This window comes from Thioalkalivibrio sp. ALJ2, assembly GCF_000378325.1.
Classification (GTDB): domain Bacteria; phylum Pseudomonadota; class Gammaproteobacteria; order Ectothiorhodospirales; family Ectothiorhodospiraceae; genus Thioalkalivibrio.
Window position 1 is genome coordinate 476,516 of the sequence record NZ_KB899554.1, and the last position, 25,569, is coordinate 502,084.

The 25,569-nt window shown below is 65.5% G+C and carries 26 protein-coding genes; 14 read left to right on the top strand and 12 right to left on the bottom strand.

Features of this window, described 5'->3' with window-relative positions; all coding sequences use genetic code 11:
* Position 1 precedes the first annotated feature (1 nt).
* Positions 2–1,192, bottom strand: a complete 1,191-nt coding sequence (locus F468_RS0102210) for a deoxyguanosinetriphosphate triphosphohydrolase (protein ID WP_018994554.1) — start codon at positions 1,190–1,192, stop codon at positions 2–4.
* A complete protein-coding gene (aroB, locus tag F468_RS0102215; RefSeq protein ID WP_026296491.1) occupies positions 1,182–2,306 on the bottom strand; it encodes a 3-dehydroquinate synthase in 1,125 nt (374 codons plus the stop codon). Before aroB ends, F468_RS0102210 begins: the two co-directional genes overlap by 11 nt.
* Before the next feature lie 176 nt (positions 2,307–2,482).
* On the opposite strand from aroB, the gene rpsU reads away from it, so the two are divergent.
* The 4 genes from rpsU to hemE all read left to right on the top strand — a co-directional run bounded on the left by rpsU (position 2,483) and on the right by hemE (position 5,759).
* Positions 2,483–2,698, top strand: a complete 216-nt coding sequence (gene rpsU / locus F468_RS0102220; protein ID WP_012981683.1) for a 30S ribosomal protein S21 — start codon at positions 2,483–2,485, stop codon at positions 2,696–2,698.
* A 42-nt stretch (positions 2,699–2,740) separates the two neighbouring features.
* A complete protein-coding gene (locus F468_RS0102225; RefSeq protein WP_018139038.1) occupies positions 2,741–3,190 on the top strand; it encodes a GatB/YqeY domain-containing protein in 450 nt (149 codons plus the stop codon).
* A 98-nt stretch (positions 3,191–3,288) separates the two neighbouring features.
* The gene (locus F468_RS0102230) at positions 3,289–4,692 is read left to right on the top strand and encodes an FAD-dependent oxidoreductase (RefSeq protein ID WP_018139039.1); all 1,404 of its coding nucleotides are present in this window, start codon (positions 3,289–3,291) and stop codon (positions 4,690–4,692) included.
* 8 nt (positions 4,693–4,700) lie between these two features.
* On the top strand, positions 4,701–5,759 hold the full coding sequence (gene hemE / locus F468_RS0102235) for a uroporphyrinogen decarboxylase (protein WP_012981686.1): 1,059 nt from the start codon (positions 4,701–4,703) through the stop codon (positions 5,757–5,759).
* A gap of 21 nt (positions 5,760–5,780) precedes the next feature.
* Here the strand turns inward: hemE and F468_RS0102240 are convergent, their stop codons facing one another.
* Both F468_RS0102240 and F468_RS0102245 read right to left on the bottom strand, forming a co-directional pair.
* The gene (locus tag F468_RS0102240; protein WP_012981687.1) at positions 5,781–6,410 is read right to left on the bottom strand and encodes a hypothetical protein; all 630 of its coding nucleotides are present in this window, start codon (positions 6,408–6,410) and stop codon (positions 5,781–5,783) included.
* Positions 6,410–8,782, bottom strand: coding sequence for a penicillin-binding protein 1A (locus F468_RS0102245; protein ID WP_018139041.1), 2,373 nt, complete (start codon positions 8,780–8,782; stop codon positions 6,410–6,412). The genes F468_RS0102240 and F468_RS0102245 overlap by 1 nt, the downstream gene beginning before the upstream one ends.
* A gap of 143 nt (positions 8,783–8,925) precedes the next feature.
* Between F468_RS0102245 and F468_RS0102250 the strand changes: the two genes are divergently transcribed.
* From F468_RS0102250 to F468_RS0102275, 6 genes are all read left to right on the top strand, one after another.
* Positions 8,926–9,993 (top strand): pilus assembly protein PilM, encoded by a 1,068-nt coding sequence (locus F468_RS0102250; protein WP_018139042.1) that lies wholly within the window; start codon positions 8,926–8,928, stop codon positions 9,991–9,993.
* Complete coding sequence (locus tag F468_RS0102255; RefSeq protein WP_018139043.1) at positions 9,990–10,553, top strand: PilN domain-containing protein; 564 nt, start codon at positions 9,990–9,992, stop codon at positions 10,551–10,553. The genes F468_RS0102250 and F468_RS0102255 overlap by 4 nt, the downstream gene beginning before the upstream one ends.
* Entirely contained in the window at positions 10,553–11,134 is a 582-nt protein-coding gene (locus tag F468_RS0102260; RefSeq protein ID WP_018139044.1) for a type 4a pilus biogenesis protein PilO, read from the top strand. Before F468_RS0102255 ends, F468_RS0102260 begins: the two co-directional genes overlap by 1 nt.
* On the top strand, positions 11,134–11,676 hold the full coding sequence (locus tag F468_RS0102265; protein ID WP_018139045.1) for a pilus assembly protein PilP: 543 nt from the start codon (positions 11,134–11,136) through the stop codon (positions 11,674–11,676). The genes F468_RS0102260 and F468_RS0102265 overlap by 1 nt, the downstream gene beginning before the upstream one ends.
* A 31-nt stretch (positions 11,677–11,707) precedes the next feature.
* Positions 11,708–13,828: a type IV pilus secretin PilQ gene (gene pilQ / locus F468_RS0102270; protein WP_196799361.1), complete on the top strand. Its 2,121-nt coding sequence runs from the start codon at positions 11,708–11,710 to the stop codon at positions 13,826–13,828.
* Positions 13,829–13,909: 81 nt separating this feature from the next.
* Entirely contained in the window at positions 13,910–14,452 is a 543-nt protein-coding gene (locus F468_RS0102275; protein ID WP_018175257.1) for a shikimate kinase, read from the top strand.
* A 27-nt stretch (positions 14,453–14,479) separates the two neighbouring features.
* On the opposite strand, the gene F468_RS0102280 is transcribed toward F468_RS0102275, so the two are convergent.
* Both F468_RS0102280 and F468_RS0102285 read right to left on the bottom strand, forming a co-directional pair.
* Positions 14,480–14,917: a nuclear transport factor 2 family protein gene (locus tag F468_RS0102280; RefSeq protein WP_018139048.1), complete on the bottom strand. Its 438-nt coding sequence runs from the start codon at positions 14,915–14,917 to the stop codon at positions 14,480–14,482.
* Positions 14,917–15,327, bottom strand: coding sequence for a nuclear transport factor 2 family protein (locus tag F468_RS0102285; RefSeq protein ID WP_018139049.1), 411 nt, complete (start codon positions 15,325–15,327; stop codon positions 14,917–14,919). Before F468_RS0102285 ends, F468_RS0102280 begins: the two co-directional genes overlap by 1 nt.
* Positions 15,328–15,442: 115 nt before the next feature.
* Between F468_RS0102285 and F468_RS0102290 the strand changes: the two genes are divergently transcribed.
* A complete protein-coding gene (locus tag F468_RS0102290; RefSeq protein WP_018994556.1) occupies positions 15,443–16,306 on the top strand; it encodes a PfkB family carbohydrate kinase in 864 nt (287 codons plus the stop codon).
* Positions 16,307–16,330: 24 nt separating this feature from the next.
* On the opposite strand, the gene F468_RS0102295 is transcribed toward F468_RS0102290, so the two are convergent.
* The 6 genes from F468_RS0102295 to F468_RS0102320 all read right to left on the bottom strand — a co-directional run bounded on the left by F468_RS0102295 (position 16,331) and on the right by F468_RS0102320 (position 22,421).
* A complete protein-coding gene (locus F468_RS0102295; RefSeq protein WP_018993467.1) occupies positions 16,331–16,897 on the bottom strand; it encodes a TlpA disulfide reductase family protein in 567 nt (188 codons plus the stop codon).
* Positions 16,894–19,248: a protein-disulfide reductase DsbD gene (gene dsbD, locus F468_RS0102300; RefSeq protein WP_018994557.1), complete on the bottom strand. Its 2,355-nt coding sequence runs from the start codon at positions 19,246–19,248 to the stop codon at positions 16,894–16,896. Before dsbD ends, F468_RS0102295 begins: the two co-directional genes overlap by 4 nt.
* Positions 19,236–19,583 carry a divalent-cation tolerance protein CutA gene (cutA, locus tag F468_RS0102305; protein WP_018139053.1) on the bottom strand — a complete coding sequence of 116 codons (348 nt, stop codon included), beginning with the start codon at positions 19,581–19,583 and terminating at the stop codon, positions 19,236–19,238. Before cutA ends, dsbD begins: the two co-directional genes overlap by 13 nt.
* Before the next feature lie 13 nt (positions 19,584–19,596).
* Entirely contained in the window at positions 19,597–20,460 is an 864-nt protein-coding gene (locus tag F468_RS0102310) for an efflux RND transporter periplasmic adaptor subunit (RefSeq protein ID WP_018994558.1), read from the bottom strand.
* 3 nt (positions 20,461–20,463) lie between these two features.
* Complete coding sequence (locus F468_RS0102315; protein ID WP_018994559.1) at positions 20,464–21,726, bottom strand: TolC family protein; 1,263 nt, start codon at positions 21,724–21,726, stop codon at positions 20,464–20,466.
* Positions 21,727–21,866: 140 nt separating this feature from the next.
* Positions 21,867–22,421: a thioredoxin family protein gene (locus F468_RS0102320; protein ID WP_018139056.1), complete on the bottom strand. Its 555-nt coding sequence runs from the start codon at positions 22,419–22,421 to the stop codon at positions 21,867–21,869.
* A 189-nt stretch (positions 22,422–22,610) separates the two neighbouring features.
* Between F468_RS0102320 and F468_RS0102325 the strand changes: the two genes are divergently transcribed.
* The 3 genes from F468_RS0102325 to groL all read left to right on the top strand — a co-directional run bounded on the left by F468_RS0102325 (position 22,611) and on the right by groL (position 25,231).
* Entirely contained in the window at positions 22,611–23,096 is a 486-nt protein-coding gene (locus F468_RS0102325) for an FxsA family protein (RefSeq protein ID WP_018139057.1), read from the top strand.
* A 135-nt stretch (positions 23,097–23,231) separates the two neighbouring features.
* Complete coding sequence (gene groES, locus F468_RS0102330; protein ID WP_018139058.1) at positions 23,232–23,522, top strand: co-chaperone GroES; 291 nt, start codon at positions 23,232–23,234, stop codon at positions 23,520–23,522.
* A 50-nt stretch (positions 23,523–23,572) separates the two neighbouring features.
* A complete protein-coding gene (gene groL, locus F468_RS0102335) occupies positions 23,573–25,231 on the top strand; it encodes a chaperonin GroEL (RefSeq protein WP_018649196.1) in 1,659 nt (552 codons plus the stop codon).
* The last annotated feature ends 338 nt before the right edge of the window (positions 25,232–25,569 follow it).

A 25,569-nucleotide genomic window follows, 5' to 3' on the forward strand; every position in this document is an offset into this window, starting at 1 on the left:
CTCAGGTCAGCGTGCCCAGATCAAACAGGCGGTGGTGTTCACGGATGGCGTGGCGGTCGGTCATGCCCGCGATGTAGTCGGCAATCGCGCGCTGCGGCGCATGCGGATCGGCCGCGGCGATCTGCTCGGCATGCCGCTGGAAGTGCTCGGGCATCAGTCGCGGCTCGGAGTCGAACGCGGCGAACAGCTCCTGAATCAGCTGGCGGGCCTTGTGCATCACTGCGTGGACCTGATGGTGGTGGTACAGGTTCTCGCGCAGGAAGGCTTTCAGCTCGCGCGCTTGTTCGGCCATCTCCGGGCTGAAGCGGATCAGCGGCTGGCCGGCCTGGCGGACGTCGTCCGGGGTGTCGGGCCGCTGGTGATCGATCGCGGCCTGGCTGCTCTCGATCAGGTCGGAGACCAGGGCGTCGATCATGCGGCGGACGGTCTCGTGCTGAACCCGTCGTGGCTCGAGGTCCGGGTAACGTGCGCGAACCGCTTCCAGGCACTCGCGGAAAAGGCGGACCTCGGTCAACTGGTCCATGTCGAGCAGCCCGGAACGCAGGCCGTCGTCGACATCGTGGTTGTTGTAGGCGATCTCGTCGGCCACGTTGGCCAGCTGCGCCTCCAGCGAGGGCTGCTGCTTCTCGAGAAAGCGCACGCCGATCGTGCCCAGTTCTCGCGCACGCTGCGGCGAGCAGTGCTTGAGGATGCCCTCGCGCGTCTCGAAGGTCAGGTTGAGGCCGTCGAATTCCGCGTAGTGACGTTCCAGCAGGTCGACGATGCGCAGCGACTGCAGGTTGTGCTCGAAGCCACCGTACCCCTTCATGCAGTCGTTCAGGGCATGCTGGCCGGCATGGCCAAACGGGGTGTGGCCGAGGTCGTGCGCCAGGGCGATGGCCTCGACCAGGTCCTCGTTCAGACGCAGCGCGCGCGCGATCGAGCGCCCGATCTGCGCGACCTCCAGCGAGTGGGTCAGGCGGTTGCGGAACAGGTCGCCCTCGTGGCTGATGAAGACCTGGGTCTTGTATTCCAGGCGACGAAACGCGCTGGAATGCACGATGCGATCGCGATCGCGCTGGAAATCGCTGCGGTGGCGTGGCGCCGCTTCCGGGTGGGCGCGCCCGCGCGAGGCCGCGGGGTCGGCGGCGTACGACGCGAGCCCGGAGGCCCGGTCGACCCGGGGTGTGGTGGCCAGGGCCTCAGGCGACACGGGCGCCCTCGTGCAGCGTCGCGTCCAGCGCCGACACATCGAACTGGTCGGTGAGTTCGGCCTGGCCGATCCCCCTCAGCAGCACCAGGCGCAGACGGCCGCTGGCGACCTTCTTGTCGATCGCCATCAGCTCGCGGAAGCGCTCGGCGCTCATGCTGTCCGGTGGATCCAGAGCCAGGCCGGCGCGCTGGATCAGGGCCTCGGCGCGTTCGCGCTCGGCCGTGCTCAGCCAGCCCATGCGTTCCGACATGCGCGCGGCCATCGCCATGCCCGTACCCACGGCCTCGCCATGCAGCCATTCGCCGTAGCCCATGCCGGCCTCGATGGCGTGGCCGAAGGTGTGGCCCAGGTTCAGCAGGGCGCGGATGCCGCCTTCGCGTTCGTCGGCGGCGACGATCTCGGCCTTGCAGGCGCAGGAGCGGTGAATGGCCCAGGCCAGCGCCTCGGGTTCCAGGGCGCGCAGCTCGTCGATATGCGCTTCCAGCCAGGCGAAGAACTCGGCGTCGCGGATCAGCCCGTACTTGATGACCTCGGCGAGCCCGGCCTGCAGCTCGCGCTCGGGGAGTGTCTTCAGGGTGTCGGTGTCGATCAGCACCGCGCGCGGCTGGTGGAAGGCACCGATCATGTTCTTGCCCAGCGGGTGGTTGACCCCGGTCTTGCCGCCCACCGAGGAGTCGACCTGGGCCAGCAGGGTGGTCGGCACCTGCACGAAGTCGATCCCGCGCTGGTAGATCGCAGCGGCGAAGCCGGCGATATCGCCCACCACGCCCCCGCCCAGCGCGACGATGCGGCTGCCTCGGTCAAGCCGGGCCTCCAGCAGGCGGGTGATGATCGATTCCACTGTGGCCAGGGTCTTGTGGGCCTCGCCATCGGGCAGTTCGATCCAGAGGATCTCGCCGGCGATCTCGCACTGGCCGAGCGTTTCGCGCAGAGCCTCACCGTACAACGGGCCCACGGTGGTGTTGGTCACCACCGCCACGCGGCGGCCCTCGAGCGCCGGGCGCAGGGTTTCGGCGGCGGCGAGCTGGCCCGGTCCGATCCGGATGGGGTAGCTGCGCTCGCCCAGTTCGACGTTCAGGTTCTGTGTGCCGGGTGCGTTCATCAGGGGCATCATAGCGTGCGTGCCACTTTGGGCGTAAGCGTGTGCGCGGTCAGGATGGGCATCGCTTCACGGACTTTTGCAAATGACGCCGGTTGGATTACCATAGGGAGTTCTGCATGGCTGCCCGGAGTGTTTCGGGTGGCGTTTTTGTTTTGGTAGACGAATCAGCATTCGCATCCGGAGATTGTATGCCGCACGTACGAGTTCGCGAGAATGAGCCCTTCGAGGTTGCCCTGCGCCGTTTCAAGCGCACCTGTGAGAAGGCCGGCGTGGTCGCGGAAGTCCGCCGCCGCGAGTACTACGAAAAGCCGACCACCGAGCGCAAGCGCAAGGCCGCCGCAGCGGTGAAACGCCAGCTGAAGAAGAATTCCCGCGATATGACCCGTCGGGTGCGTCTGTACTAAGAATCGTCTCTCGGGCCTCAGGCCCGGATCGAGGACCCTTCAATGTCGCTCAAGGCCCGTTTGCAGGATGACGTGAAGCAGGCCATGCGGGCCCGGGAGAAGGAACGCCTTGGGGCGTTGCGCCTGATCCAGGCCGAGGTCTCGCAGTTCGAGGTCGACGAGCGGCGCGAGGCCGACGACGACGCGGTGCTGGCCATCCTGAACCGGATGCTCAAGCAGCGCCGCGACTCCATCGACCAGTACCGCAAGGGCGGTCGCGAGGACCTGGCCGAGCGCGAGGCCGCCGAGATCACGGTGATCGAGGCCTACATGCCCGAGCCGCTGGGCGACGCCGAGCTGGAGCAGATGATCGGCGAGGCGATCGCCGAGACCGGCGCGGCCGGTCCCAGCGATATGGGCAAGGTGATGGGCGTGCTCAAGCCCCGGGTCTTCGGCCGCGCGGACATGGGCGTCGTCAGTCAGAAGGTCCGTACCGCGCTGGGGATTTCTTGACCGTTACGCTCGGTTGAGCGAAACGTTCCTTTCCTGAACGCATGAACGGTTGAACCCCGTGGCGTCATGCCGCCGGTTCCCGTCGGAGCGAGTGATCCATGGCTTCCAATCCGATGCAGTTCCTGGACCTGCCGCGCCAGGACCCTCAGAAGACCCCTGCCGAGATTCGTATCCACGAGTTCGGCGAGATCATTGGTCAGTTCGACCCGGCGACCGCGGGGCAGCAGGCGGGCCGCTGCCTGGCCTGTGGCAATCCGTATTGCGAATGGAAGTGCCCGGTTCACAACTTCATCCCGAACTGGCTGAAGCTGGTGGAAGAGGGCAACCTGTTCGCCGCCGCCGAGCTCTCGCACAAGACTAATTCCCTGCCCGAGGTCTGCGGCCGCGTCTGCCCGCAGGACCGCCTGTGCGAGGGCGCCTGCACGCTGAACGACGGTTTTGGCGCGGTCACCATCGGCTCGGTGGAGAAGTACATCACCGACGAGGCCCTGAAGGCCGGCTGGCGCCCGGACCTGTCCGATGTCACCCCGACCGACAAGCGCGTGGCCGTGATTGGCGCCGGGCCGGCCGGCCTTGGCTGCGCCGATATCCTGGCGCGCAACGGCGTGCAGGCAGTGGTCTATGACCGCTACCCGGAGATCGGTGGCCTGCTGACCTTCGGTATCCCGCCGTTCAAGCTCGAAAAGCAGGTGATCCGCACCCGCCGCGAGATCCTCGAGGGCATGGGCGTGGAGTTCCGCCTGAATACCGAGATCGGCCGCGACATCCAGATGGACACCCTGCTGGAGGAATACGACGCCGTGTTCCTCGGCATGGGCACGTACACCGCGATGCAGGGCGGCTTCCCCGGCGAGGACCTGCCGGGGGTGTACCCGGCGCTGCCGTTCCTGATCTCCAATATCCGCCAGGTGATGGGCTGGGAGCACGATGAAGACGGCTTCATCGACGTGGCCGGCCAGCGTGTGGTGGTCCTTGGCGGTGGCGACACCGCGATGGACTGCAACCGCACCTCGATCCGCCAGGGCGCGGCCTCGGTGACCTGCGCCTATCGCCGCGACGAAGAGAACATGCCCGGCTCGCGCAAGGAAGTGGTGCATGCCCGCGAAGAGGGCGTGCAGTTCGAGTTCAACGTGCAGCCGGTCGAGATCGTCGGCGACGGCAAGGTCGAGGGCGTGAAGGTGGTGCGCACCCAGATGGGTGCGCCGGACGAGCGCGGCCGCCGCCGTCCGGAGCCGGTGCCGGGCTCCGAGCATGTGATCCCGGCCGACCGCGTGCTGATCGCCTTTGGTTTCCGTCCGTCCCCGGCGGACTGGTTCGCCGAATACAAAATCGGCGTGGACGAGGGCGGGCGTGTACAGGCCGTCGGTGAGCACGCCTTCCAGACCGGCAACCCGAAGGTCTTTGCTGGCGGCGACATGGTGCGTGGCTCGGACCTGGTTGTGACCGCCGTCTTCGAGGGCCGCGAGGCCGCCGAAGGCATCCTTGAATACCTCGGCGTTTGAGTTTTTCGATGTCCCAGACCCTGAAGAATGACCGTCTGCTGCGTGCGTTGCTGCGCGAGCCCGTGGATCGCCCGCCGATCTGGATCATGCGCCAGGCCGGGCGCTACCTGCCGGAGTACCGCGAGACCCGCGCCCAGGCCGGCAGCTTCATGAATCTGTGTCAGAACCCGGAGCTGGCCTGCGAAGTCACGATGCAGCCGCTGCGCCGGTTCCCGCTGGACGCGGCGATCCTGTTCTCGGACATCCTGACTATCCCGGATGCGATGGGCCTGGGACTCTATTTCGAGACCGGCGAGGGCCCTCGTTTCCGCGACCCGATCCGTTCGCTCGAGGCGATCGAGAACCTGCCGGTGCCGGATCCCGAGCAGGAGCTGCGCTATGTGATGGATGCAGTGCGCCTGATCCGCCGCGAGCTGAATGGCGAAGTGCCGCTGATCGGCTTTGCCGGCAGCCCGTGGACGCTGGCCACCTATATGGTCGAGGGTCAGGGCTCGCGCGACTTCGCCGAGACCAAGCGGCTGATGTACGGCGAACCGCAGGCGATGCACGCCTTGCTGCAGAAGGTCGCCACCGCGGTTACCGAATACCTGAACGCGCAGATTCGCGCCGGTGCGCAGGCCGTGATGGTCTTCGATACCTGGGGCGGTTCGCTTACGCCGCGCGGCTATCGCGAATTCTCGCTGGCCTACATGCAACGCATCGTGGATGGCCTGATTCGGGACCACGACGGCCGTCGCGTGCCGGTTACCCTGTTCACCAAGGGTGGCGATGCCTGGCTCGAGGCGCAGGCCGAGACCGGTGCCGATGCGCTGGGGCTGGACTGGACGATCGAGATTGCCGAGGCCAGCCGTCGTGTGGGCGATCGCGTGGCGCTGCAGGGCAACCTGGATCCGTCGGTGCTGTACGCGCCGGATGCGGTGGTGCGCGAGGAGGCCCTGCGGGTGCTGGACGGCTTCGACCGGGACACCGGTCATGTCTTCAACCTGGGGCACGGGATTCATCCGGGGATCGACCCGGAACGGGTGGCAACCCTGGTTGAGACCGTCACCTCCTACCGCCGCGACTAAGGCAGCGGCGCCTTCCTGGCGTCAGGACGCGTCGGCCGCCGCTGGTGCGTCGGCGTTCGCGGCGGCCAGCAGCCTGTCCACGTCCGCGCGCCCTGCGCGGGCCATGGGCTTGCCGTCTACCGGCGACGGCGGCGCCTGGCGCAGCCCATCCAGCGGGAATACGGTCAGTTCAATGTCCGTGTCATTCGGCCCGCGAAAACTCAGAAACGGTACCCGCTGCTCACGCCCCTGCCGGCTGCGATAGCGGCGTTCGCCCGTCTGGCAGCGGATTCCGCGCTCGCCCAGGTCGAGGATGACCTCCTCCACCGTCTCGGCAAATGCATGCAGATTGACCAGCGGCTGGCGTTCGACGATGCCGTCCAGCAGCGGGCCGACCAGGCGGGGTTCCAGTGCCGAAAGCCGCTCCATGACGATCCGGGCGGCCTCGAGGCGTTCGCGGTAGGCCTGGCGGCTGTCGTCCGTTGCGAACAGGCGGCTGCGTTCGATCGCAGCCTCCTGAATCTCGATATTGCGCGGCATCTCGTGGCGCGGTTCCACACCCAGATGCTCGGCAGCCTTGCGCTTGGCCAGCGCGAAGTCGCGGATGCCATCGTCGAGCAGGATCCGCGCGGCCTCCTGTGCCAGCTCCTGGCGAATACGCGAGGGGCTCATCAGAACACCGACTCGGCCGGGCCCTGACCATTCTCCCCGCGGGGGCCCGCCGGGGCCTGGCCGCGTTCCGGTACCTGCTGCGGGATCAGCCACTGGATATTCGCCCCCGGGGTCTCCTCGCTTGGTGCGCGGCGGCCGTCTGGCAGGATTGCCACGCGCTGCAGGTCATCGGGACGTTCCACGGGGCGCTCCGGTGTGTCGGTCAGCACTGAGTCCATGAATCGAATCCAGAGCGGGAGCGCCGTGCGCCCACCACTCTCGCGCCGGCCCAGTTCGCGGTTGTCGTCGAACCCGACCCAGGCGGTCGCGACGATGTCGGCGTTGAACCCCGAGAACCAGGCATCGCGATAGCTGTTGGTCGTGCCGGTCTTGCCGGCGAGATCCGAGCGTCCCAGCTGCTGCGCCTGACGCCCGGTTCCGGCGGTGATTACGTGCCCCAGCATGTTGCTCATCTGCCAGGCGGCACCCGGGTCCAGCACCTGTGCCGGGTCGGTATACTGCAGCGGACCCCCGCTGGCGTTCAGGTACAGGTCCTGGCCGGCCGGGTTCTCGCACGGTTCGGGGCAGGCGCGTTCGGTCGGGGCTGTGTAGAGGACCTCGCCGTCGTCCGTCTCGATGCGCGTGATGATCCACGGGCTGTACAGTTTCCCGCCGGAGGCAAAAACGCTGTAGGCATTGTTCAGCTGCAAGGGCGTGACCCCGCCAGTGCCGAGCACCATCGACAGGTTGCTCGGGTGCTTGTCCGGATCCAGACCGAACCGCGGCAGCTGTTCGTGCACGCGTTGCGGACCCAGGCTGTTGAGCAGGCGGATCGACGCCAGATTGCGCGACTGAGCCAGGGCGTCGCGCATGCTCATCTCGCCCTGAAACTGCCGCGAGTAGTTCTGCGGGCGCCACTCCGCACCCAGCGCGGGGTCGTCAAAGACCATCGGGGCGTCGACCAGCATGCCGTCCGGGCGGTAGCCATCCTGCAGCGCCAGCGCGTACACCAGCGGCTTGAACGCAGAGCCGGGCTGTCGTTGCGCCTGGGTGCTGCGATCGTAGCGATTCTCGAAGAAATCGAAGCCTCCCGCGAGCGCAACGATGGCCCCGTCGGCCGGCGACTGGGCGATTACCGCGCCAGTGACTTCGGGCTTCTGTGCCAGGCGCCAGCGTCCGTCGGTGTGGGGCCTGACGCGGATCACGTCGCCCGGCTCGAACTCGGGGTTGCGTGCCCATTCCTGATCGCGGGGTTCGATGGTGAGTTCGCCGATCTGGCCGCCGTCGACGTGCAGCGTGCCGTCTCCGTCGCGTTCCACGACGACCACGGGAAACAGCAGGCGCCCGTGTACGCCCTGTGTCTTGAGGGCGCGCTGGCGTGCCTCGGCGTCGGCCATGGTCTCGTCGCTCAGCTGATCTTCGGGCCCGCGATAACCGTGGCGTTCGTCGTATTCCAGCAGGCCCTCGCGCAGGGCCTGGTTGGCGGCTTCCTGGTAACGGGAGTCAATCGATGTATGGACCTGCAGGCCGCGCCGGTAGGCGTCCTCGCCCCAGAGGTTAAAGACGATCTGGCGGGCCGCCTCCGCCACCCAGTGGGCATCGACCTCGGTCGCGGCCACGTGCCGCTCGGACGATACCGGGCGGGCCACCGCCTCCTCGTATTCCGATTCGCTGATCGCGCCGGTATCCAGCATGCGCCGCAGCACGTAATTGCGGCGGATCTCCGCGCGCTGGGCACTGGCAACGGGGTTGGTTGTGGACGGCGCCTTCGGAAGGGCCGCGAGGACGGCGATCTCGTCCAGTTCCAGCTCATCGATCGAGCGGCCGTAGTAGACCCGAGCGGCTGCCTCGATCCCGTAGGCGCGCTGGCCCAGGTAGATCTTGTTCAGGTACAGCTCAAGGATCTCGTCCTTGCTCATCTCCTGTTCCATGCGAATGGCCAGGAAGATCTCCCGCAGCTTGCGCTCGTAGGTGCGGTCGCGGGTCAGAAAGACATTGCGCGCCAGCTGCATGGTAATGGTGGAGCCCCCCTGGCTGCGTTCGCCGCGAGTGGAGATCTCGTTGATCGCCGCTCGTGCCAGGCCAACGATGTCGACCCCGGGGTGATCGTAGAAGCGCTCGTCCTCGGCCGCGATGAACGCCTGGCGGACGCGCTCGGGGATGTCCTCGATGGGCAGGGGAATGCGGCGTTCTTCCGCGAATTCGCCCATCAGCAGGCCGTCCGCGGTGCGGACTTGCAATGGGGTTTGCAGGCGCACGTCGCGCACCGCCTCCGCTTCGGGGAGGGTCGGGGCGTAGTGCACGTACAGGGCTGCAATGGCTGCGGATACGCCGATTCCGGCCGCAAGGATCAGGGCCAGCAACGCCGCAAAAATCTTGAGAATCGGCTTCATGACTGTAGAAAAAGTGGGGCCAAGTTAAGAATCAGCTTTCAAAGCAACTTGCAACCCGGATTTTGGAGTGTATATTGTGAACGAGCTAGCATACTTGATTGTAACGCTACCAGTTACTTTCATTGGGGTATACAGGGGGATGTGTGCTGAGTCTCGGAAAGAGCAAGCAGGGACTGCTGGGCGTGGATGTCAGCTCCGCCGCCGTGAAGGTGCTGGAGCTGGCCCGGCAAGGTAAGGGCTACCGTGTCGAGGCCTTTGCGGTGGAGCCGCTGCCGGATGGTGTGATGGTGGACAAGGTCTGCCAGGACACCGAGGCGGTGGGGAACGCACTCGCCCGCGCGGTGAAGCGCTCCGGCACAAAGCTCAAGCACTGCGCCATGGCCGTGCCGTCCTCGGCGGTCATCACCAAGACCATCCAGATGTCGGCCACGCTCAGCGACACTGAGCTCGAGGGCCAGGTGTTCGTCGAGGCCGATCAGTACATCCCCTACACCCTGGAAGAGGTCAATCTCGACTTCCAGGTCCTCGGCAAGAACGAAAAGAATCCCCAGCTGGTCGACGTCCTGGTCGTCGCCTCGCGGCGCGAGAACGTCGAATCGCGTGTGGCGATCGCCGAATCCGCCAAGCTCACCCCCGAGCTGGTGGATGTCGAGGCCTACGCGATCGAGCACGCCTCTGAACGACTGGTCGAGCAGATCCCCGATCGCGAGAACAAGCCCATCGTCGCGATTGTCGACGTCGGCTCATCGGTAACGGCGGTGTATGTCGTCAGCCAGACCGAGGGCGTGATCTATACCCGCGAGCAGAATTTCGGCGGCCGCATGCTGACCGAGGAGATCATGCGCCGCTACAGCATGAACTATCAGGAGGCCGGCTCCGCCAAGATGAGCGGTGATCTTCCGGCCGACTACGTCAGCAATATCCTCGAGCCGTTCAAGCAGACGATGATGGATCAGATCCAGCGTCTGCTGCAGTACTTCTACGTGACCCGCCCGCAGGACTCGATCGACCACATCCTGCTGGGTGGCGGCTGTGCCGCGATCGCGGGTGTCGACGAGATGCTCGAGGAAAGTTCCGGGACCCCGGTATCTGTCGCCAACCCGTTCCGTGGCATGGCGCTTTCCCGTCGTGTGAATCAGCAGCGCTTCGCCAATGATGCCCCCGCGCTGCTTACGGCCTGTGGCCTGGCCATCAGGGGGTACGCCGGATGATCTACATCAATCTCCTCCCCTGGCGCGAGAAGGCCCGCGAGCAGCGGCGCAAGCAATTCTTCGGTGCCGTGGGCGGCGCGCTCGTGGTCGGCGTGTTGCTGGCGTTCGGCGCGCACACCTTTATGAGTGCGCTGATCGACCACCAGCAGTCTCGTAACCAGATGCTCGAGAGCGAGATCCGCGAGCTGGATCGAAAGATTGCTCGCATCCGCGATCTGGACGAGCAGCGCCAGGCCTTGATCGCGCGCATGGAAGTGATTCAGACCTTGCAGGCGCGCCGCCCAGAGGCCGTACATCTGTTCGATCAGCTGGTGGAGACGTTGCCGGACGGCACCTATCTCAACGAGGTGCGCCAGGAGGGCGAACGCATTCGTCTGACGGGGCGGGCCGAATCCAACACCCGGATCTCGACGCTGATGCGCCGCATCGACGCCTCGCCCTGGCTGGCCGATTCCAACCTGCAGATCATCGAGACACGTGAAGACGGCAGCCTGCAGGTACGTGACTTCCGCCTCGACGCCAATCAGGCGCGGCCTTCGGATGTCGAGGAGGATTCCTGATGAATATCAAGGAACTCAACGAGATCGACTTCAACAACATTGGTGAGGCGTCCTGGGCGGTAAAGGCGCTGATCCTGATCGTCATCGTTCTGGCCATCCTGGGGCTGTCCTATTACTTCTTCATCGGTGATCAGCGCACCGATCTGGAACGCGCCGAGAATCGCGAGGAGCAACTGCGCGCCGAATTCGAGGACAAGCAGCAGCGGGCCGCGAATCTCGGGGCCTACGAGGAACAGCTCGAAGAGATGGAGCGGATGTTTGCCTCGTTGCTGGAGCTCTTGCCGAGCAGCGCCGAGATCCCCAGCCTGCTGGTGGATATCTCGCAGACCGGCTTGCAGGCCGGGCTCGAGATCGAGCTGTTCGAGCCGCGCGGCGAAAACCGACGGGATTTCTATGCCGAGGTGCCGATTCGGCTGCGGGTGCGCGGTGACTACGAGGATCTGGCCGAATTCGTCAGCGGGACCTCGGCGCTCCCGCGCGTCGTCACCATGCACGACATGCACATTCGTCGGGGCAATTCCGATAACGATCTGCTGATGGACGCCACTGCGCGCACCTACCGCTACCTGGAGGACCACTGATGCGGAACCCTGCACAGCGATCCCTGGGGGCGGCCCTTGCGCTGGGCCTGGTGGCCACATTCGGGTTGTCGGGTTGCGCCCCCGACAAGAGCGACCTGGAGCGCTACATTGCGGAGATCAATGAGCGTCCGGGCAGCGGTATCGACCCGATCCCGACGCTGGAGCCGCACGAGCCCTACTTGTATCCGGGGCACACCCGCTCCCCGTTCGATTCCTCCGTAATTGCGCAGCCCGAGCTGGCGGCAGCCCAGGGCGAGCCCGGCGACGCCGAGGTCGACCCGGATCGCCCCCGCGAATTCCTCGAGAGCTTCCCGCTGGATTCCTTGCGCATGGTGGGGTCGCTGGAGCAGGACGAGGTGCGTTATGCCCTGGTCCGTACCCCCGATCGGGGTATTCAGCGCGTGACAGTTGGCAATTACATGGGTGAAAACCACGGCCGTATCGTCGAGATCACAGCCACCCGGGTGAAGCTGGTCGAGGTGGTCCCGGACGCCTTCGGCGGGCACGTGGAACGCGAAAACTCCGTGGCGCTGGCCGACTAGCGGTTGGGGGAGCAGAACAATGATGAACCGAATGGGCCGCAAGACCGGCAACAACTACAGGGGATTACACATGGGTTCTTCCATGCGCGCGCTGGCGGGCACCGTGATGGCGGCTTTGCTGTTCATGGTTTCGCAGGGGGTGGCGGCGACCGAACTGGAAGAGATTCGGGCGGCCAGCATTAGCGGTGACCGGGTGCAGGTGAATCTGCGCTTTTCCGGGACTCCGCCCGAAGACGTGCGGGCCTTTGCCATCGACTCCCCGCCGCGGATCGCACTGGACCTGCCGGACGCTGGCAATGCGCTGCGCAGCCGCGAGACGGACCTCAATGTGGGCCCGCTGCTGACCGCCACGGCGGTCGAATCCGGTGATCGCACGCGCGTGGTGCTGAACCTGACCCAGCCCTCCGAGTACCAGACCCGGGTCGAGGGCAACAACCTGATTCTGACGCTGGGTCGCGGGGTTTCCGAGGCCGACAGCGATGTCCAGCAGGTGGTCGATCGTGCCGGCGAGCCCTCCGAACGGGCGACGCGCAGTGCGCGCCCGGTCGAGATTACCGGCATCGATTTTCGTCGCGGTTCCGAGGGCGAAGGCCGAGTCGAGATCGACCTGTCGCGCTCGGGGGCCGAGGTTAATGTGCGCGAGCAGGCGGGTAAGGTTGAACTGACGTTCCCGCGCGCTCGTGTGGACGAATCCCTGGAGCGCCGATTGGACGTGCTCGATTTCGCCACACCGGTTCGCACCATCGACACCGTGGCCGAGCGCGAGCGTGTGCGCATGGAAGTGGGCGCGCATGGCGAATACGAAGTCCTCTCCTACCAGAGCGATCGCCGCTTTGTGCTGGAGGTGGCGCCGATTACCGAGGCGGAACGCGAGGCGCGGCGCCGCGAGGAGGAGCAGTTCGAGGGCGAGCGCCTGTCGCTGAATTTCCAGGACATCGAGGTGCGCTCGGTCCTGCAGCTGCTGGCTGACTTTACTGATCTCAATATCGTGGTCAGCGATACCGTGGGTGGCAATATCACCTTGCGCCTGAACAACGTGCCCTGGGATCAGGCACTGGATATCATTCTGCGCTCGCGTGGTCTGGACAAGCGCATGGACGGGAACGTGCTCTACGTCGCCCCGAGCGAAGAGATTGCGGCGCGCGAACGCCTGGAGCTTGAGGCGCAGCGCGACCGCCAGGAACTCGAGCCACTGCGCACCGAGTTCGTGCAGATCAACTTTGCCCAGGCCGAGCAGATCGCCTCGCTGATCCGCGGCGACGAGACCGGCCAGTTCCTGTCCGATCGCGGCAGCATCACGATCGACAGCCGCACTAACACTCTGTTGGTGCAGGACACCCAGAACCGTATCGAGGATGTGCGGCGTCTGGTGCAGACGCTCGACGTGCCCGTGCAACAGGTGCTGATCGAGACCCGCATTGTGATCGCGGAGGACACCTTCAATCGCGAACTGGGTGCACGCTTCGGCATTTCCGGAACGCGAGGGGATCGCCGTACTCGAGTCGGCGGCGCGGGTTCCATCGAGGGCGCTGATGCCGCCCGTGATGCAACGACGGCGGGGGTTGGGGGCATCGCGATTGGCGATCGCCTGAACAGCTCGCTGCCCGCCAGTGGCAATGCGGGACAGGCCGGGATCAGTATCCTGCGGAGCGGAGTGCTGCTCGATCTCGAACTGTCGGCCCTGCAGGTTGAAGGCCGCGGGGAGATCATCTCCAGTCCGCGTGTGATCACGGCCAACGGTCAGACGGCGTCCATCAAGCAGGGTGAGGAGATCCCGTATCAGGAGGCCACCGCCTCTGGTGCCACCTCCACCCAGTTTATCGAGGCGGTGCTGTCCACCGAGGTGACGCCGCAGATCACGCCGAACGGTAACGTGATTCTCGATATCAACGTGACCAAGGACGAGCCCAGTCAGCGCGAGGTACTGGGTGTGCCGGGGATCAACAAGCGCGAAGTCCAGACCCAGGTGTTCGTCGGTAACGGCGAGACGGTTGTGCTCGGTGGCGTCTACGAGATCGACAGCCGTACCAACCTCGAAAAGGTGCCGTTCTTCGGCGATATCCCGTTCCTGGGCAACCTCTTCCGCAATCGTTCGACCCAGAATACCAAGGCGGAGTTGCTCATCTTCGTGACGCCGCGCGTTCTCGACTGACTACTGAATGCGCATTGGCAGGAAAAGCCGGGGCCTGTCCCCGGCTTTTCTTTGTCCAGCGAGGCCAGTAGCCTTGCCGCCATGCAGAACATTGTCCTGGTAGGGCCCATGGGGGCCGGCAAGAGCACAATCGGGCGCGGGCTGGCGGGGCTGCTGCGGCGCCCGTTCTTCGACACCGATCAGGAGATCCAGCGGCGTACCGGCGTGGATATACCCACGATCTTCGAGTTCGAGGGCGAGGCGGGTTTTCGCAAGCGCGAGTCGGCGATGCTGCAATCGCTACTGGAACGCGATGGAGCGGTAATCGCCACAGGCGGCGGAATCGTCGAGCGCCCGGAGAACCGTGACCTCCTGCGCGAGCACTTCGTGATCTACCTGCGCGTCCCGGTGGACGAGCAGTTCCGGCGCACGCGCCGCAATCGCAAACGCCCCCTGCTGAACGAGGTGGCAGACCCACGGGCCAAGCTGCAGGAGCTGTTCGAGCGCCGTGATCCGCTTTATCGGGAGATTGCGAGCATGACACTGGAGGGACGGGGACGACGCGTGCGCGATGCCGTTCGCGGGGTCTGTGATGCCCTCAAGGTCCAGCGTCCGGATCTGTGCCAGCCCCGTTCAGAGGGCTGAGTCTTTCGCGCCAGAACCGCTTGCACGTCAGTGCCGGGTGGAGCCGCCCCCATCCGGCACGAACATCCCCTGCTGCGAGGGCGGTGCGCGGCGTCCGTGCGAGGCATGGTGAAACTGGAGTCGCCAGCTATCGCCGCTGCGGCGCCAGGTCTGGCTGATCAGGATGGTCCCGGTGGCCGCGACATCGCCGGGGCGGGTAATTGCCTCCTCGATCACGAGACTCAGGCTTTCGGTCGTTTCCTGGCGCCCGACGATGCGCGGCTCGATCCCGATATTCAGCTCGCGTGCGAATACCAGCAGCCAGCTCTCCATCACCTCGGAAACCCCGCGATGCGCGCGTGGGCTGCCCGGGTGCACGCAGACGATATCCGGGCGTTCTGCCCATAACCGCATCATCCGCTCAATGTCCGCGGCACGAAAGGCCTCGTAGTAGGCCGCCAGGCGTTCGTCGCTCGCCCCGCCCATCAGTGCACCCGTCCTGTATCCCAGGCCGGCGGCGGGTCGGGATCGGGGCTGGCATGATGCAGGAACATCCGCCAGCTCTCGCCCTCGAGGCGGTAACCATTCGTGGCCAGCATCACGCCGCGGCGTTCGCCGCTGACGTAGAGGTTTTCGCGCAGGGTGTGGATCACCAAGTCCTGCCCCGGGATGATGTTCAGCTCGGTGCGGTGGATCACGACGCCTCGCATGTTCGGCAGGATGTCGTCCCAGCTCTCGAGGATGACGTCGGTCCCGAGCAGGCGCTCGCCCCCGGGGTGAATACAGACGCATTCGGGACTGTCCAGCCAGATCGTGCGCATGGCGTCGGAGTCGCCTGCTTGAAAGGCCTCGTAGAACGCCGCCTCGGCGGTTTCCGGGGAGGGGAAGGTTGCCATGCCGCTCGTCGTGATCGGGTGAGGCCACATTGTCGCAGGCTGTCGTCGGGATGTCGCGGATGACGCCGGGCTTCGCGGCCCGCACAATACAGCCCGGTCGAATGACGAGAGCAGCATGGCGCGCATCCTGACAACGGGCATTGCAACCCTGGATCACACTCTGGACGTCGAGCGCTATCCGCGCGAGGACGACGAAATTCGCGCCCTGGCCAGCTCCTCTCAGCCAGGGGGCAACGCGACCAACACTGCCCGCATCCTTGCGCAGTTCGGTCATCGTGCGGCCCTGGCCGCCGTGTTCGCGGAGGATGGGTCGGGTGACTGGCTGCGGGAACGTCTCGTCGCGCGCGGCGTCGATACCGCCGCGTGTGTGCGGCACCCGGGCGCGACCCCGACCTCGCATATCCTGCGGTCGCGCGATTCGGGCAGCCGTACCATCGTGCACCACCGCGACCTGCCCGAGCTGAGTGCAGCCGATCTGCGGCGGATCGCGTGGGAGGAGTACGACTGGCTGCATTTCGAGGGGCGCCAGCCGGAGACCTTGCGCGAGATTCTGCCCCGGGTCCGCGAAGCCGTAACGGATCAGCCGATCTCCCTGGAGCTGGAAAAGCGTCGCCCAGGGCTGGAGGCGTGTCTGGAGTGGGCCGATGTCCTGATGCTGTCGCGCGATTGGGCGCAGGGGATTGCCGCACGCCCAGAAGAGGCCGCGGCCGAACTGGCCCGCCGTTACCCCGGGCGTATCGTGACCGTGACGGCCGGGGCCGAGGGGGCCTGGCTCGCACAGGATGACCTGCATGTGTACTGCGCGCCGACACCGGGTTTGCGTGTCGTCGACAGCGTGGGGGCCGGCGATATGTTCAATGCCGGCCTGGTTGATGCGCTGGTCTCGGGCGAGCCCCCCGAGCAGGCGCTCGTGGCGGCCGTGCGCCTGGCAGAACGCAAGCTCCAGCAAACGGGATTCGATGCCCTCGGCAGCGGCTGACGCCGATAGGGAAACACTGATTCCTTAGAGGTAGTCGTCCAGCCAGGCCTGCAGGTCTTCTTCCTCGACTTCGCCGCGATGGGTATCGCGGATGATGCCGTCACGGTCAATCAGCACCGTGTAGGGCAGTGCGCCGATCCGATTTCCGTACTTGCGACCGACTTCCACGGCCTCGTCCTGGCCGATCAGGATCGGGAATTCGATCCCGAAGTCGTCGACGAAGTGCTGGGTCGCGCTGAGTTCATCCACGGCGACCGCGACGATGGTGAAGCCATCATCGCGATGTTCTTCCCAGATCTCCTGGAACAGCGGCATCTCCTTCTTGCACGGCGGGCACCACGTGGCCCAGAAGTTCAGCACGATCAGGTCGCCATCCCATTCGCTCAACTGGCGGTCGTTACCGTCCAGATCCGGAAGGGTAAAGTCGATGCGGCGGTCGCCCTGGGCCTCTTCGGTGGCGGCCTCCGCGGCTTCCCCCCCATTCGCCTCGGCGGTATCCATTTCCGGCGTGGGGTCCTCGCAACCGGCCAGCAAGAAGGCGCTGGCGGCGGCAAGGGCGATCCAGCCAACTGTGTGCGAGCGATGCGTCATGGCGTCACCCCGAGCGCATTTTCTACATGGGCCAGGAAGCGGTCGGCGTTCAGGTAACCCACGTTGCGATAGTTGCGCAATTCGTTACCGTCGGAATCCCAGAAGATCATCGCGGGCGGCCCGAACAGGTTGAACTCGCGCATCAGACTGCGGTGCTCGGAGGTGTTGTCGGTCACATCCACCTTGAGCAGGTGCACGTCCGCCATCGCACTGATCACGCGCTGGTCCTGGAAGGTCGTTCTTTCCAGGCGCACACAGTCCACGCACCAGTCGGCATAGAAGTCCAGGAACACCGGCTGGTTGTTGTTCTGGGCCTGTTCCAGCTCGCGTTCCAGGTCATCGAGGCTGTCGATGTAGGTGAACTCCATCTCCGTGGGGCCGGAGCGTTCGCCACTGGCCGTCATCGTCGGCTGGTTGAGTGTGGCCAGCGGGCGGAAGACGTCCTTGCCGCCGGTGGCCGCGCCCAGCATCAGCAGGATGCCGTAGATCAGAAGGACTACACCCAGGCCCTTCCACAGCGTGTACCAGCCCGAACTTCCCTCCGGCAGGGTGCGCAGCGCGCCCATGTACACCGCCGTCACGATCAGCAGGATGGCCCACAGGAACATCGCCAGCTCGCCCGGGATCACCCGTTCGAGCAGCCAGATCCCGATCGCCAGCAGACCCACACCGAATACCGCCTTGATGGTGTCCATCCACGGGCCGGCCTTCGGCAGCAGGCGGCCGGCCGAGGTGCCGATCACCAGCAGCGGGGCACCCATGCCCATACTCAGGGAGAACAGGGCGATGCCACCCAGGACGGCGTCACCGGTATGGCTGATGTAGAGCAGGGCGCCAATCAACGGCGCGGTCACGCACGGGCCGACGATCAGGGCCGAGAGGAAGCCCATGATCCCGGCGCCCATGTAGGTGCCGCCTTCCTGACGGTTGCTGATCTGCGACAGCTTGCTCTGCACGCCGGCCGGCATCTGTAGTTCGTAGAAGCCGAACATCGACATCGCCAGCGCAATGAAGATCGCCACGAACGTGCCGATGATCCAGGGGTTCTGGAAGGCCGCCTGCAGGTTGGCCCCGGCCAGGCCCGCGAATACCCCGGCGATGGTGTAGGTCAGTGCCATCGCCAGCACGAACACCAGCGAGATCAGGAATGCCTTGCGGGTGGTCAGGTTCTTCTGCCCGATGATGATGTTCGACAGGATCGGGATCATCGGGAATACGCAGGGGGTGAACGTCAGCAGCAGCCCGAAGCCGAAGAAGGCCAGGGCTACCAGCCAGATCTGACCATCGGCCAGCTGGGCCGCGATGCGGTCCTGCTGGGTGACGGGGGCGGCCGCCTCGTCGTCCTCTTCCGGGGCGGCATCGGTGGTCTCGATCTCGTCCAGGGCTTCGTCGCCGGTCTCCGGCAGGGCGTCTTCGTCGGCCTCTGCGGCCAGGTCGGAGTCGAAGCTGACCGAGACCTCCTGGGTCAGCGGCGGGTAGCACACGCCCCCGTCCCAGCAGCCCTGGTAGTCAATCGCCAGGGTGATCTCGGAGACGTCATCCGCGTCGCGTAGTACCGGGACCAGGATCTCGACCTGGTCGCGATAGATCTCGGTCTCGCCGAAGAACTCGTCCTCGTGACGTTCGCCCTCGGGCGGGTTGACCGGCCCCAGCTCGATCCCGTCGCCCTCGGCGATGCGCACGTCGAGCTGGTCGCGGTAGAGGTAGTAGTCCTCGGCGATTTCGAAACGCAGGATGACCGCATTCTGGCTGATGGCCTCGAGCGAGGCGGCGAAGGCCTCTTCCGGCTCGAGCAGGTCGTCGGCGGCACCCAGGTCGCCGGAGAGGTCGCCCATCTCGTCCAGGGCGCTGCGCTCCTCATCGACGGCTTCGTCTTCGGTTGCCTCTTCACCGTTCTCGCCCGGCAGGCCCGGGAGCTCCAGCGATACGGTCTGGAAGTGGGGCGGATAGCACACGCCGAGGTCGGCGCAACCCTGCGAGCGCGCGGTCAGTTCGATCTCGGTGCTTTCGGCCGCGAGGATCGGAAGCTCGATGCTGATCTCGTCGCGATAGGTCTCGACCTCGCCGAAGAACTCGTCGGTCTTCTTCTCGCCGTCGGGGATGTTCGGTTCGCCGAGCTCCAACCCTTCGCTCTCGGGTTCGAACTCGAACTGCTCGCGGTACATGTAGTAGCCGTCCGCGATCTCCCAGGTCAGGCGGATCGTGTCGGCGTCAATGGCCTCCGCGCTCAGGCTGAACGCATCATCCGGGTCCAGCAGATCGTCATCGAAGATGGCGTTCGCCAGGGCCGGGGTCAGCAGGAATGCGACCAGGAAGGTCGCCAGCCAGTTGCGCAGATTCAGGAGGTGCATTGCGTTATCCAGTTCAGGTAATCCGGGGACCCGTGCGTGATCGGCACGGCGATAATCTCCGGGGTCTCATACGGGTGATGTTCCGTCAGGTGGGCCTGCAACTCATCGCGGGCATCGACGGAGGTTTTGATCAGCAGTGTGACTTCGGAATCGGTCTCGATATTCCCTTTCCACACGTAAATTGAGCGTCCGGCCGGGAGGATGTGCACGCAGGCCGCCAGGCCGCGCTGGACCAGTTCACCCGCCAGGGTCTCGGCCTCGGTGGGGTCGTCCAGTGTGGTGAGTACCAGCCAGGCGCGCACGTTCGAGTTGTCGGGTTCCTTGTCCGGCATCATCGACTCTTGGGCATCAGGAGTTTGTGCGAAGTTCGATCCGGGCCGGCTGGCCGGGGCGCAGCACGGCATCGTCGCTCGGCGAGAATTCGGCCTCGATCCGGTATCCCTGATCCTCGTCTTTGCCTACAAGTTCCCAGCCGATCCGGTCGATCGTGCCCGAAAACTCGTGCTCGCCAACCGTAATCGTGACCTCCTGCCCCTCGCTGAGCGACTGAATACGCTCCGGTGCCACCAGGGCGCGGACCCGCATGGTGTCCCCGGCCCCCAGTACCGCCAGCACGGCCGGCGCCAGGGCGGGATTCACGAACTGGCCGGGGGAGACATCAATACGCGTGACGCGGCCGCTGGCTGGCGCGCGGACTGTGGCGTCGTCGCGATCGGCGCGCGCCCGGTCGCGCTGGGCGCGGGCCTCGGCCAGACGCGCGGCGACGGTGGCCTGCTGGATGCGTGCCAGTTCCACCTCGCGCAAGGCGATCAGGGTCTGGTCGTACAGGTCCTCCGCCTTTTCGACCTCCCGATTGGCCTCGTCCAGTTCCAGTTGCAGGCGCTCGATGGCGGCCTGCGCGGCACGCAGGTCCGCCTCGACCCTCCGCGTATCCAGGCGGAACAGGGCGGCGTCCTGGTCGACATGCTCGCCCGGGCGGACCTCGATCGTCTCGATCTTGCCGGCCACCGGTGCTGTGATGCGGTAGGTCTGGCCCCAGTCGAGCTGACCCTCAAGTGCGTCGCTGTCGTCGGTCGCCAACCCCGTGGAGGGCAGTACCAGCAGGGCGCAACAAGCGAGCGCCGAGAGCAGCAGTCGTCGGCCTGGGTTGCCCGGGATCAGGCGATCGATGGACATCGGGTGTTCTCCCTCGGGGCGCCGGTGGGCGCGCATTCGTTATTCCCGTTCCGCCATGGCCGTGCCGGCCAGGCGAAAGGGGCTCAGGTCGCTACGGCCGGTCAGCAGCGCGAGGCGCTCGTAGACCATAGCCAGTTCGAACTCGGTCTGGGCATTGAAATAGGCCGCCGCACTTTGCTGGACCATCGAGTCGCCGAGATCGGCCTGGTCCTCGATGTCGTACAGGTAGCGGGCGCGGTCGATATACAGCTGGCGATAGTCCATGCGCCATTCGGCCTCGTCACGCTGCATCCGCAGGGCCTGGGCCTCGTGATAGAGCTCGCGCAGGCGGTTGCGGGCCTCGATCCGTGCCTGCCCCAGGTCCGCCTCCGCGCGCTGCCGGGCCGCGACCGCATGCCCGACCCGGCTGTCCTGGCGGCGCCCCTCGTACAACGGCACTTCCAGCACGAGCCCGGCGGCAAAGGGGTTGCGATCGCCGCCAAACTCGCGGTTCCAGTAGCCCGTCTCGGCCTCCGCATACAGGCGTGGGCGGCGCTGGGCGCGGGCCGCATCCACGCCGCGTGCGGCGGCCTCTACTTGCAGGCGCTCGGCGGCAAGGGTTGGATTGGCGCTGTCGAGTTCGGCCATCAGGTCGTCCAGGCCCGGGAGGTCCGGGAGATCCAGCGGCAGGGCGGGCGCCAGGACGGTGCGGATGCGCTCGCCGGGTCGGTTCAGGGCCTCGGCCAGCTCGTCGCGGGCTCGGCGCTGATTCTGCAGCGCGCGCTGGCGCTGCACGCGCAGGGTCTGGTACTCCGACTCCAGGCGAAAGACCTCGATATCCGAGACCTGTCCACGCTCGGCGCGTTCTTCCGCACGCTCCTTGCTGACGAATGCGGCTGCCATGGCCTCGGTGTCGCGGGCAAAACCGAGATCGGCGAGCAGGACGTTGAAGTACCGCTCCATGACCTGCAGCGAGTGCCGGGCGTGCGCCAGGATCTCCATCTCGCGGGCGGCCTCGAGGCGCTGGGTGCTGGCGGCCTCGCGCGCGTTTGACTGGCCGAAGTCGCTCAGCAGCTTGCGGGCGACGATGGTGGCCCGCGAGTCGTTGCGGCTCTGATCCGGGGCGAGGTCATTGGGCTCGATCCAGCGAGCCTCCAGCCGCGCATTCACCGTGACGTCGCGCCCGGCCTGGGTGCCGGCCAGTTCCTGTTCGGCGATCTCGCGTTCCGCCCGCGCCCGTCGGACCTGTGGGTGGAGGGCGTCGACCGCGGTCAGCGCGCTTTGCAGCCGCAACGGCTCGGGCAGTGGTTCGGGATCGATCACGCCATCTGCCGGAGTGTCCAGTGCGCCACCGGTGGCAGGCAAAAGCGCAACGCCGAGTGCGACGAGGCTGGCCAGAAGGGGCGTTACGATTCGACGCCGCGCTTGCCGGCGCGCCGCATGTGCTGGATGCATCGGGGTACCTATCGTCCAGCGCGTTCGCGACGGAAGCGGGTGAAATTGCCGTCTTCGTAATGCCCTTCGGCGACGAACTCGCCCAGCAGCAGGAATTCGTCGACATCCCGGGTAGCCCCGGTAAAGCGAGCGATGGGTTCGCCTTCCAGGTTGAAGAACTGGAATACCGGCGTTGCACGCACCCGAAAGTCGCGGGTGGCGAAGTCCATCATCGTCTTGGTATCGCCCTCGAAGGTGACGACCTCAATCGAGCCTTCGACATCCACCGCGAAGATGCGGAAGCGGTCCTTGTAAAACTCCTGCACTTCCGGCTGATTCAGGACCTGATTCTTCATGCGGTGGCAGAACGGGCAGTCATCCATCTCGAAGAACAGCAGGATGCCTTTCTTGCCGGCCTCGCGGGCCTCTTCCAGTTCTTCCTGGAAGTCGCCGAAGGTCGGGTCGAAGAAGTGGTGGTTCGGATCGCGCGGGTCTTCCACGCCAGCGCTGCCCAATCCCGGGAGCAGCAGGAGCAGGGCCGCCAGCAGGGCGGGGAGCAGGGAAATGATGCGGCGCGGTCTCATGCGGCTGGGCTCCGGATTTCTGAAGACGTTCACAGTTAAGACGGGCCAGAGCGTCCCTCAATTCCCTCTCGGTTGCAAGGAAAAGAGAGCGAAGCGAGCGTTGGTGGCATGCCCCCTGAGAGGGCTGTTCGACAGCGGTTTGGGGGCGTGTTCCAATGTTCTGCTCTTCTTTTATGGAACCCGTTATTCATGCGCAGCCCCTTCCTCCCGTTGTTTGTTTTTCTCGGGTTGGTATTGCTCGAGATCTTCGGCTTTGCCTGGGTGGGCGACGCTGTCGGGGCGCTCGCCACGGTGGCGCTGGTGATCGCGACGGCCGCGGCGGGTCTGCTGCTGTTTCGCCTGCAGGGCTTCTACCACTGGCGCCGCTTGCAGCAGAGCCTGGCCCGCGGCGAGATGCCTGCGCGCGGGCTGGTCGAGGGCTGGCTGCTGATGTCGGCGGCGGTCCTGCTGCTGTTGCCCGGGTTTTTCACCGACGCGGCGGGCTTTGTGCTGCTGGTGCCGCCGCTGCGGCGCTGGGCGGCCGAGGGCATCCTGCGTCGGGGCATGATCCGGGCACGCACGAGTGGCTCGGGTCCGGCCGGGCCGGGCGGCCCGATCGAGGGGGAGTTCCGTCGCCACGACGCCGGTGACGAGTCCGCGCCCGATGATCGCCTGGACCACGACGACCGCCGCTGAGAATTCTCCTTCCCCGCGCCCTTGACTCGGCTTGGTGTGCCCCTATTATTAGCACTCGTTCGGGGTGGGTGCTAACAGGGCGCCTACCCGACATCCTCCAACCTGTTAAGAACATCGATATAAGGAGTTCGCACCATGAACCTGCGGCCTTTGCACGATCGCGTCATCGTGAAGCGTATGGAAGAAGAACGCACCAGCCCCGGCGGCATCGTGATCCCGGACTCGGCGGCCGAAAAGCCGATTCGCGGCGAAGTGGTTGCGGTCGGTAACGGCAAGATCCTGGAAAGCGGCGAAGTCCGCGCCCTGGACGTGAAGGCTGGCGACAAGGTGCTGTTCGGCAAGTACTCCGGCACCGAGGTCAAGGTCGAAGGCGAAGACGTCCTGGTGATGCGCGAAGACGACATCATGGCCGTGATCGAGGGCTAAGCCCCGCGGATCCGCCCCTATCCCCATTTTTTGCAGGAGTAGAACGAGACATGAGTGCTAAAGAAGTCCGTTTTGGTAACGACGCCCGCACCCGCATGGCCAAGGGCGTGAACACCCTGGCCAACGCCGTGAAGGTCACCCTCGGTCCCAAGGGCCGCAACGTGGTCCTGGACAAGGCCTTCGGCGCCCCGACTGTCACCAAGGACGGCGTGTCCGTGGCCAAGGAAATCGAACTGGATGACAAGTTCGAGAACATGGGCGCCCAGCTGGTCAAGGAAGTCTCCTCGCAGACCTCCGACGCCGCCGGTGACGGCACCACCACCGCGACCGTGCTGGCTCAGTCCATCGTCCGTGAAGGCATGAAGGCGGTCACCGCTGGCATGAACCCGATGGACCTGAAGCGCGGCATCGACAAGGCCGTGAAGTCCGCGACCCAGGAACTGAAGAAACTGTCCAAGCCGTGCACCGAGCACAAGGCGATCGCTCAGGTCGGCTCGATCTCCGCCAACTCCGACACCGCGATTGGCGAGATCATCGCCGATGCGATGGACAAGGTCGGCAAAGAAGGCGTGATCACCGTCGAGGAAGGCTCCTCGCTGGAGAACGAGCTGGATGTCGTGGAAGGTATGCAGTTCGACCGCGGCTACCTGTCGCCGTACTTCATCAACAACCAGCAGAACATGAGCGCCGAGCTGGACGACGCCTACATCCTCCTGTTCGACAAGAAGATCTCGAACATCCGTGATCTGCTGCCGATCCTGGAAGGTGTGGCCAAGTCCAACAAGCCGCTGCTGATCATCGCCGAGGACATCGAGGGCGAGGCCCTGGCCACGCTGGTGGTGAACTCCATGCGCGGCATCGTGAAGGTTGCCGCCGTGAAGGCCCCGGGCTTTGGCGACCGCCGCAAGGCCATGCTGCAGGACATCGCCGTGCTGACCGGCGGCCAGGTGATCTCCGAAGAGGTCGGCCTGTCGCTGGAGAAGACCACGGTGGAAGACCTGGGTCGTGCCAAGAAGGTGCAGGTGACCAAGGAAAACACCACGATCATCGACGGCATGGGTCAGAACAAGGACATCAAGGCCCGCGTCGACCAGATCCGTGCCCAGATCGAGGAAGCGACTTCCGACTACGACAAGGAAAAGCTGCAGGAACGCGTGGCCAAACTGGCCGGTGGTGTGGCGGTGATCAAGGTCGGTGCTGCCACCGAGGTCGAGATGAAAGAGAAGAAGGCCCGCGTCGAGGACGCCCTGCACGCCACGCGTGCGGCGGTTGAAGAAGGCGTGGTCCCCGGCGGTGGCGTGGCCCTGCTGCGTGCCTGTGCGGCGATCGCCAAGCTCAAGGGTGACAACGACGAGCAGACCGCCGGCGTGAACATCGCCCGTCGCGCGATGGAAGAGCCGCTGCGCCAGATCGTCTACAACACCGGCGAAGAGCCCTCCGTGATCCTGAACAAGGTCCTGGAAGGCAAGGGTAACTACGGCTATAACGCCGCGTCCGGCGAGTTCGGCGACATGATCGATATGGGCATCCTGGATCCGACCAAGGTGACCCGCTCGGCGCTGCAGAACGCCGCGTCCGTGGCCGCCCTGCTGATCACCACCGAGGCCATGGTGGCCGAGCTGCCGAAGAAGGACGACGGCGGTGCCGGTGGCGGCATGGACGACATGGGTGGTATGGGCGGTATGGGAGGCATGGGCGGCATGATGTAAGCCGCTCGGCCTTTTGTGACGCCAAGCAACAGGAGACCCCGCTGCGGCGGGGTCTTTTTGTCTGGATCGCGCCACCCTGTTCTTGTACATCGGAACCCACAAGTAATCTGTGTGTCCTTAAGGGAACAAGGTTCTAGGTAAGGTCGGCGTTTTGATGGGCAGGTAGTTGCCCTGATCAGACAGAAGAAGGGAGTCGCCTGATCACAGGCAGGTGTTTCCTTAATGTGACAACGTTGTGATGCCGATACAATTCTTGGCTGGAATGCGTGCAAAACCGGAAAGCATGTGCCACTATCAAGCTGCTGTAGAGGGCTTGGCGCTCGCTGCTCCAGATTCCG

Bases quoted from the DNA above. Each gene is read 5' to 3' on its own strand.
- aroB (WP_026296491.1), bottom strand. From the start codon at position 2,306: ATGATGCCCCTGATGAACGCACCCGGCACACAGAACCTGAACGTCGAA.
- rpsU (WP_012981683.1), top strand. From the start codon at position 2,483: ATGCCGCACGTACGAGTTCGCGAGAATGAGCCCTTCGAGGTTGCCCTG.
- F468_RS0102225 (WP_018139038.1), top strand. From the start codon at position 2,741: ATGTCGCTCAAGGCCCGTTTGCAGGATGACGTGAAGCAGGCCATGCGG.
- F468_RS0102230 (WP_018139039.1), top strand. From the start codon at position 3,289: ATGGCTTCCAATCCGATGCAGTTCCTGGACCTGCCGCGCCAGGACCCT.
- hemE (WP_012981686.1), top strand. From the start codon at position 4,701: ATGTCCCAGACCCTGAAGAATGACCGTCTGCTGCGTGCGTTGCTGCGC.
- F468_RS0102240 (WP_012981687.1), bottom strand. From the start codon at position 6,410: ATGAGCCCCTCGCGTATTCGCCAGGAGCTGGCACAGGAGGCCGCGCGG.
- F468_RS0102245 (WP_018139041.1), bottom strand. From the start codon at position 8,782: ATGAAGCCGATTCTCAAGATTTTTGCGGCGTTGCTGGCCCTGATCCTT.
- F468_RS0102255 (WP_018139043.1), top strand. From the start codon at position 9,990: ATGATCTACATCAATCTCCTCCCCTGGCGCGAGAAGGCCCGCGAGCAG.
- F468_RS0102260 (WP_018139044.1), top strand. From the start codon at position 10,553: ATGAATATCAAGGAACTCAACGAGATCGACTTCAACAACATTGGTGAG.
- F468_RS0102265 (WP_018139045.1), top strand. From the start codon at position 11,134: ATGCGGAACCCTGCACAGCGATCCCTGGGGGCGGCCCTTGCGCTGGGC.
- pilQ (WP_196799361.1), top strand. From the start codon at position 11,708: ATGGGCCGCAAGACCGGCAACAACTACAGGGGATTACACATGGGTTCT.
- F468_RS0102275 (WP_018175257.1), top strand. From the start codon at position 13,910: ATGCAGAACATTGTCCTGGTAGGGCCCATGGGGGCCGGCAAGAGCACA.
- F468_RS0102280 (WP_018139048.1), bottom strand. From the start codon at position 14,917: ATGGGCGGGGCGAGCGACGAACGCCTGGCGGCCTACTACGAGGCCTTT.
- F468_RS0102285 (WP_018139049.1), bottom strand. From the start codon at position 15,327: ATGGCAACCTTCCCCTCCCCGGAAACCGCCGAGGCGGCGTTCTACGAG.
- F468_RS0102290 (WP_018994556.1), top strand. From the start codon at position 15,443: ATGGCGCGCATCCTGACAACGGGCATTGCAACCCTGGATCACACTCTG.
- F468_RS0102295 (WP_018993467.1), bottom strand. From the start codon at position 16,897: ATGACGCATCGCTCGCACACAGTTGGCTGGATCGCCCTTGCCGCCGCC.
- dsbD (WP_018994557.1), bottom strand. From the start codon at position 19,248: ATGCACCTCCTGAATCTGCGCAACTGGCTGGCGACCTTCCTGGTCGCA.
- cutA (WP_018139053.1), bottom strand. From the start codon at position 19,583: ATGATGCCGGACAAGGAACCCGACAACTCGAACGTGCGCGCCTGGCTG.
- F468_RS0102310 (WP_018994558.1), bottom strand. From the start codon at position 20,460: ATGCGCGCCCACCGGCGCCCCGAGGGAGAACACCCGATGTCCATCGAT.
- F468_RS0102320 (WP_018139056.1), bottom strand. From the start codon at position 22,421: ATGAGACCGCGCCGCATCATTTCCCTGCTCCCCGCCCTGCTGGCGGCC.
- F468_RS0102325 (WP_018139057.1), top strand. From the start codon at position 22,611: ATGCGCAGCCCCTTCCTCCCGTTGTTTGTTTTTCTCGGGTTGGTATTG.
- groES (WP_018139058.1), top strand. From the start codon at position 23,232: ATGAACCTGCGGCCTTTGCACGATCGCGTCATCGTGAAGCGTATGGAA.
- groL (WP_018649196.1), top strand. From the start codon at position 23,573: ATGAGTGCTAAAGAAGTCCGTTTTGGTAACGACGCCCGCACCCGCATG.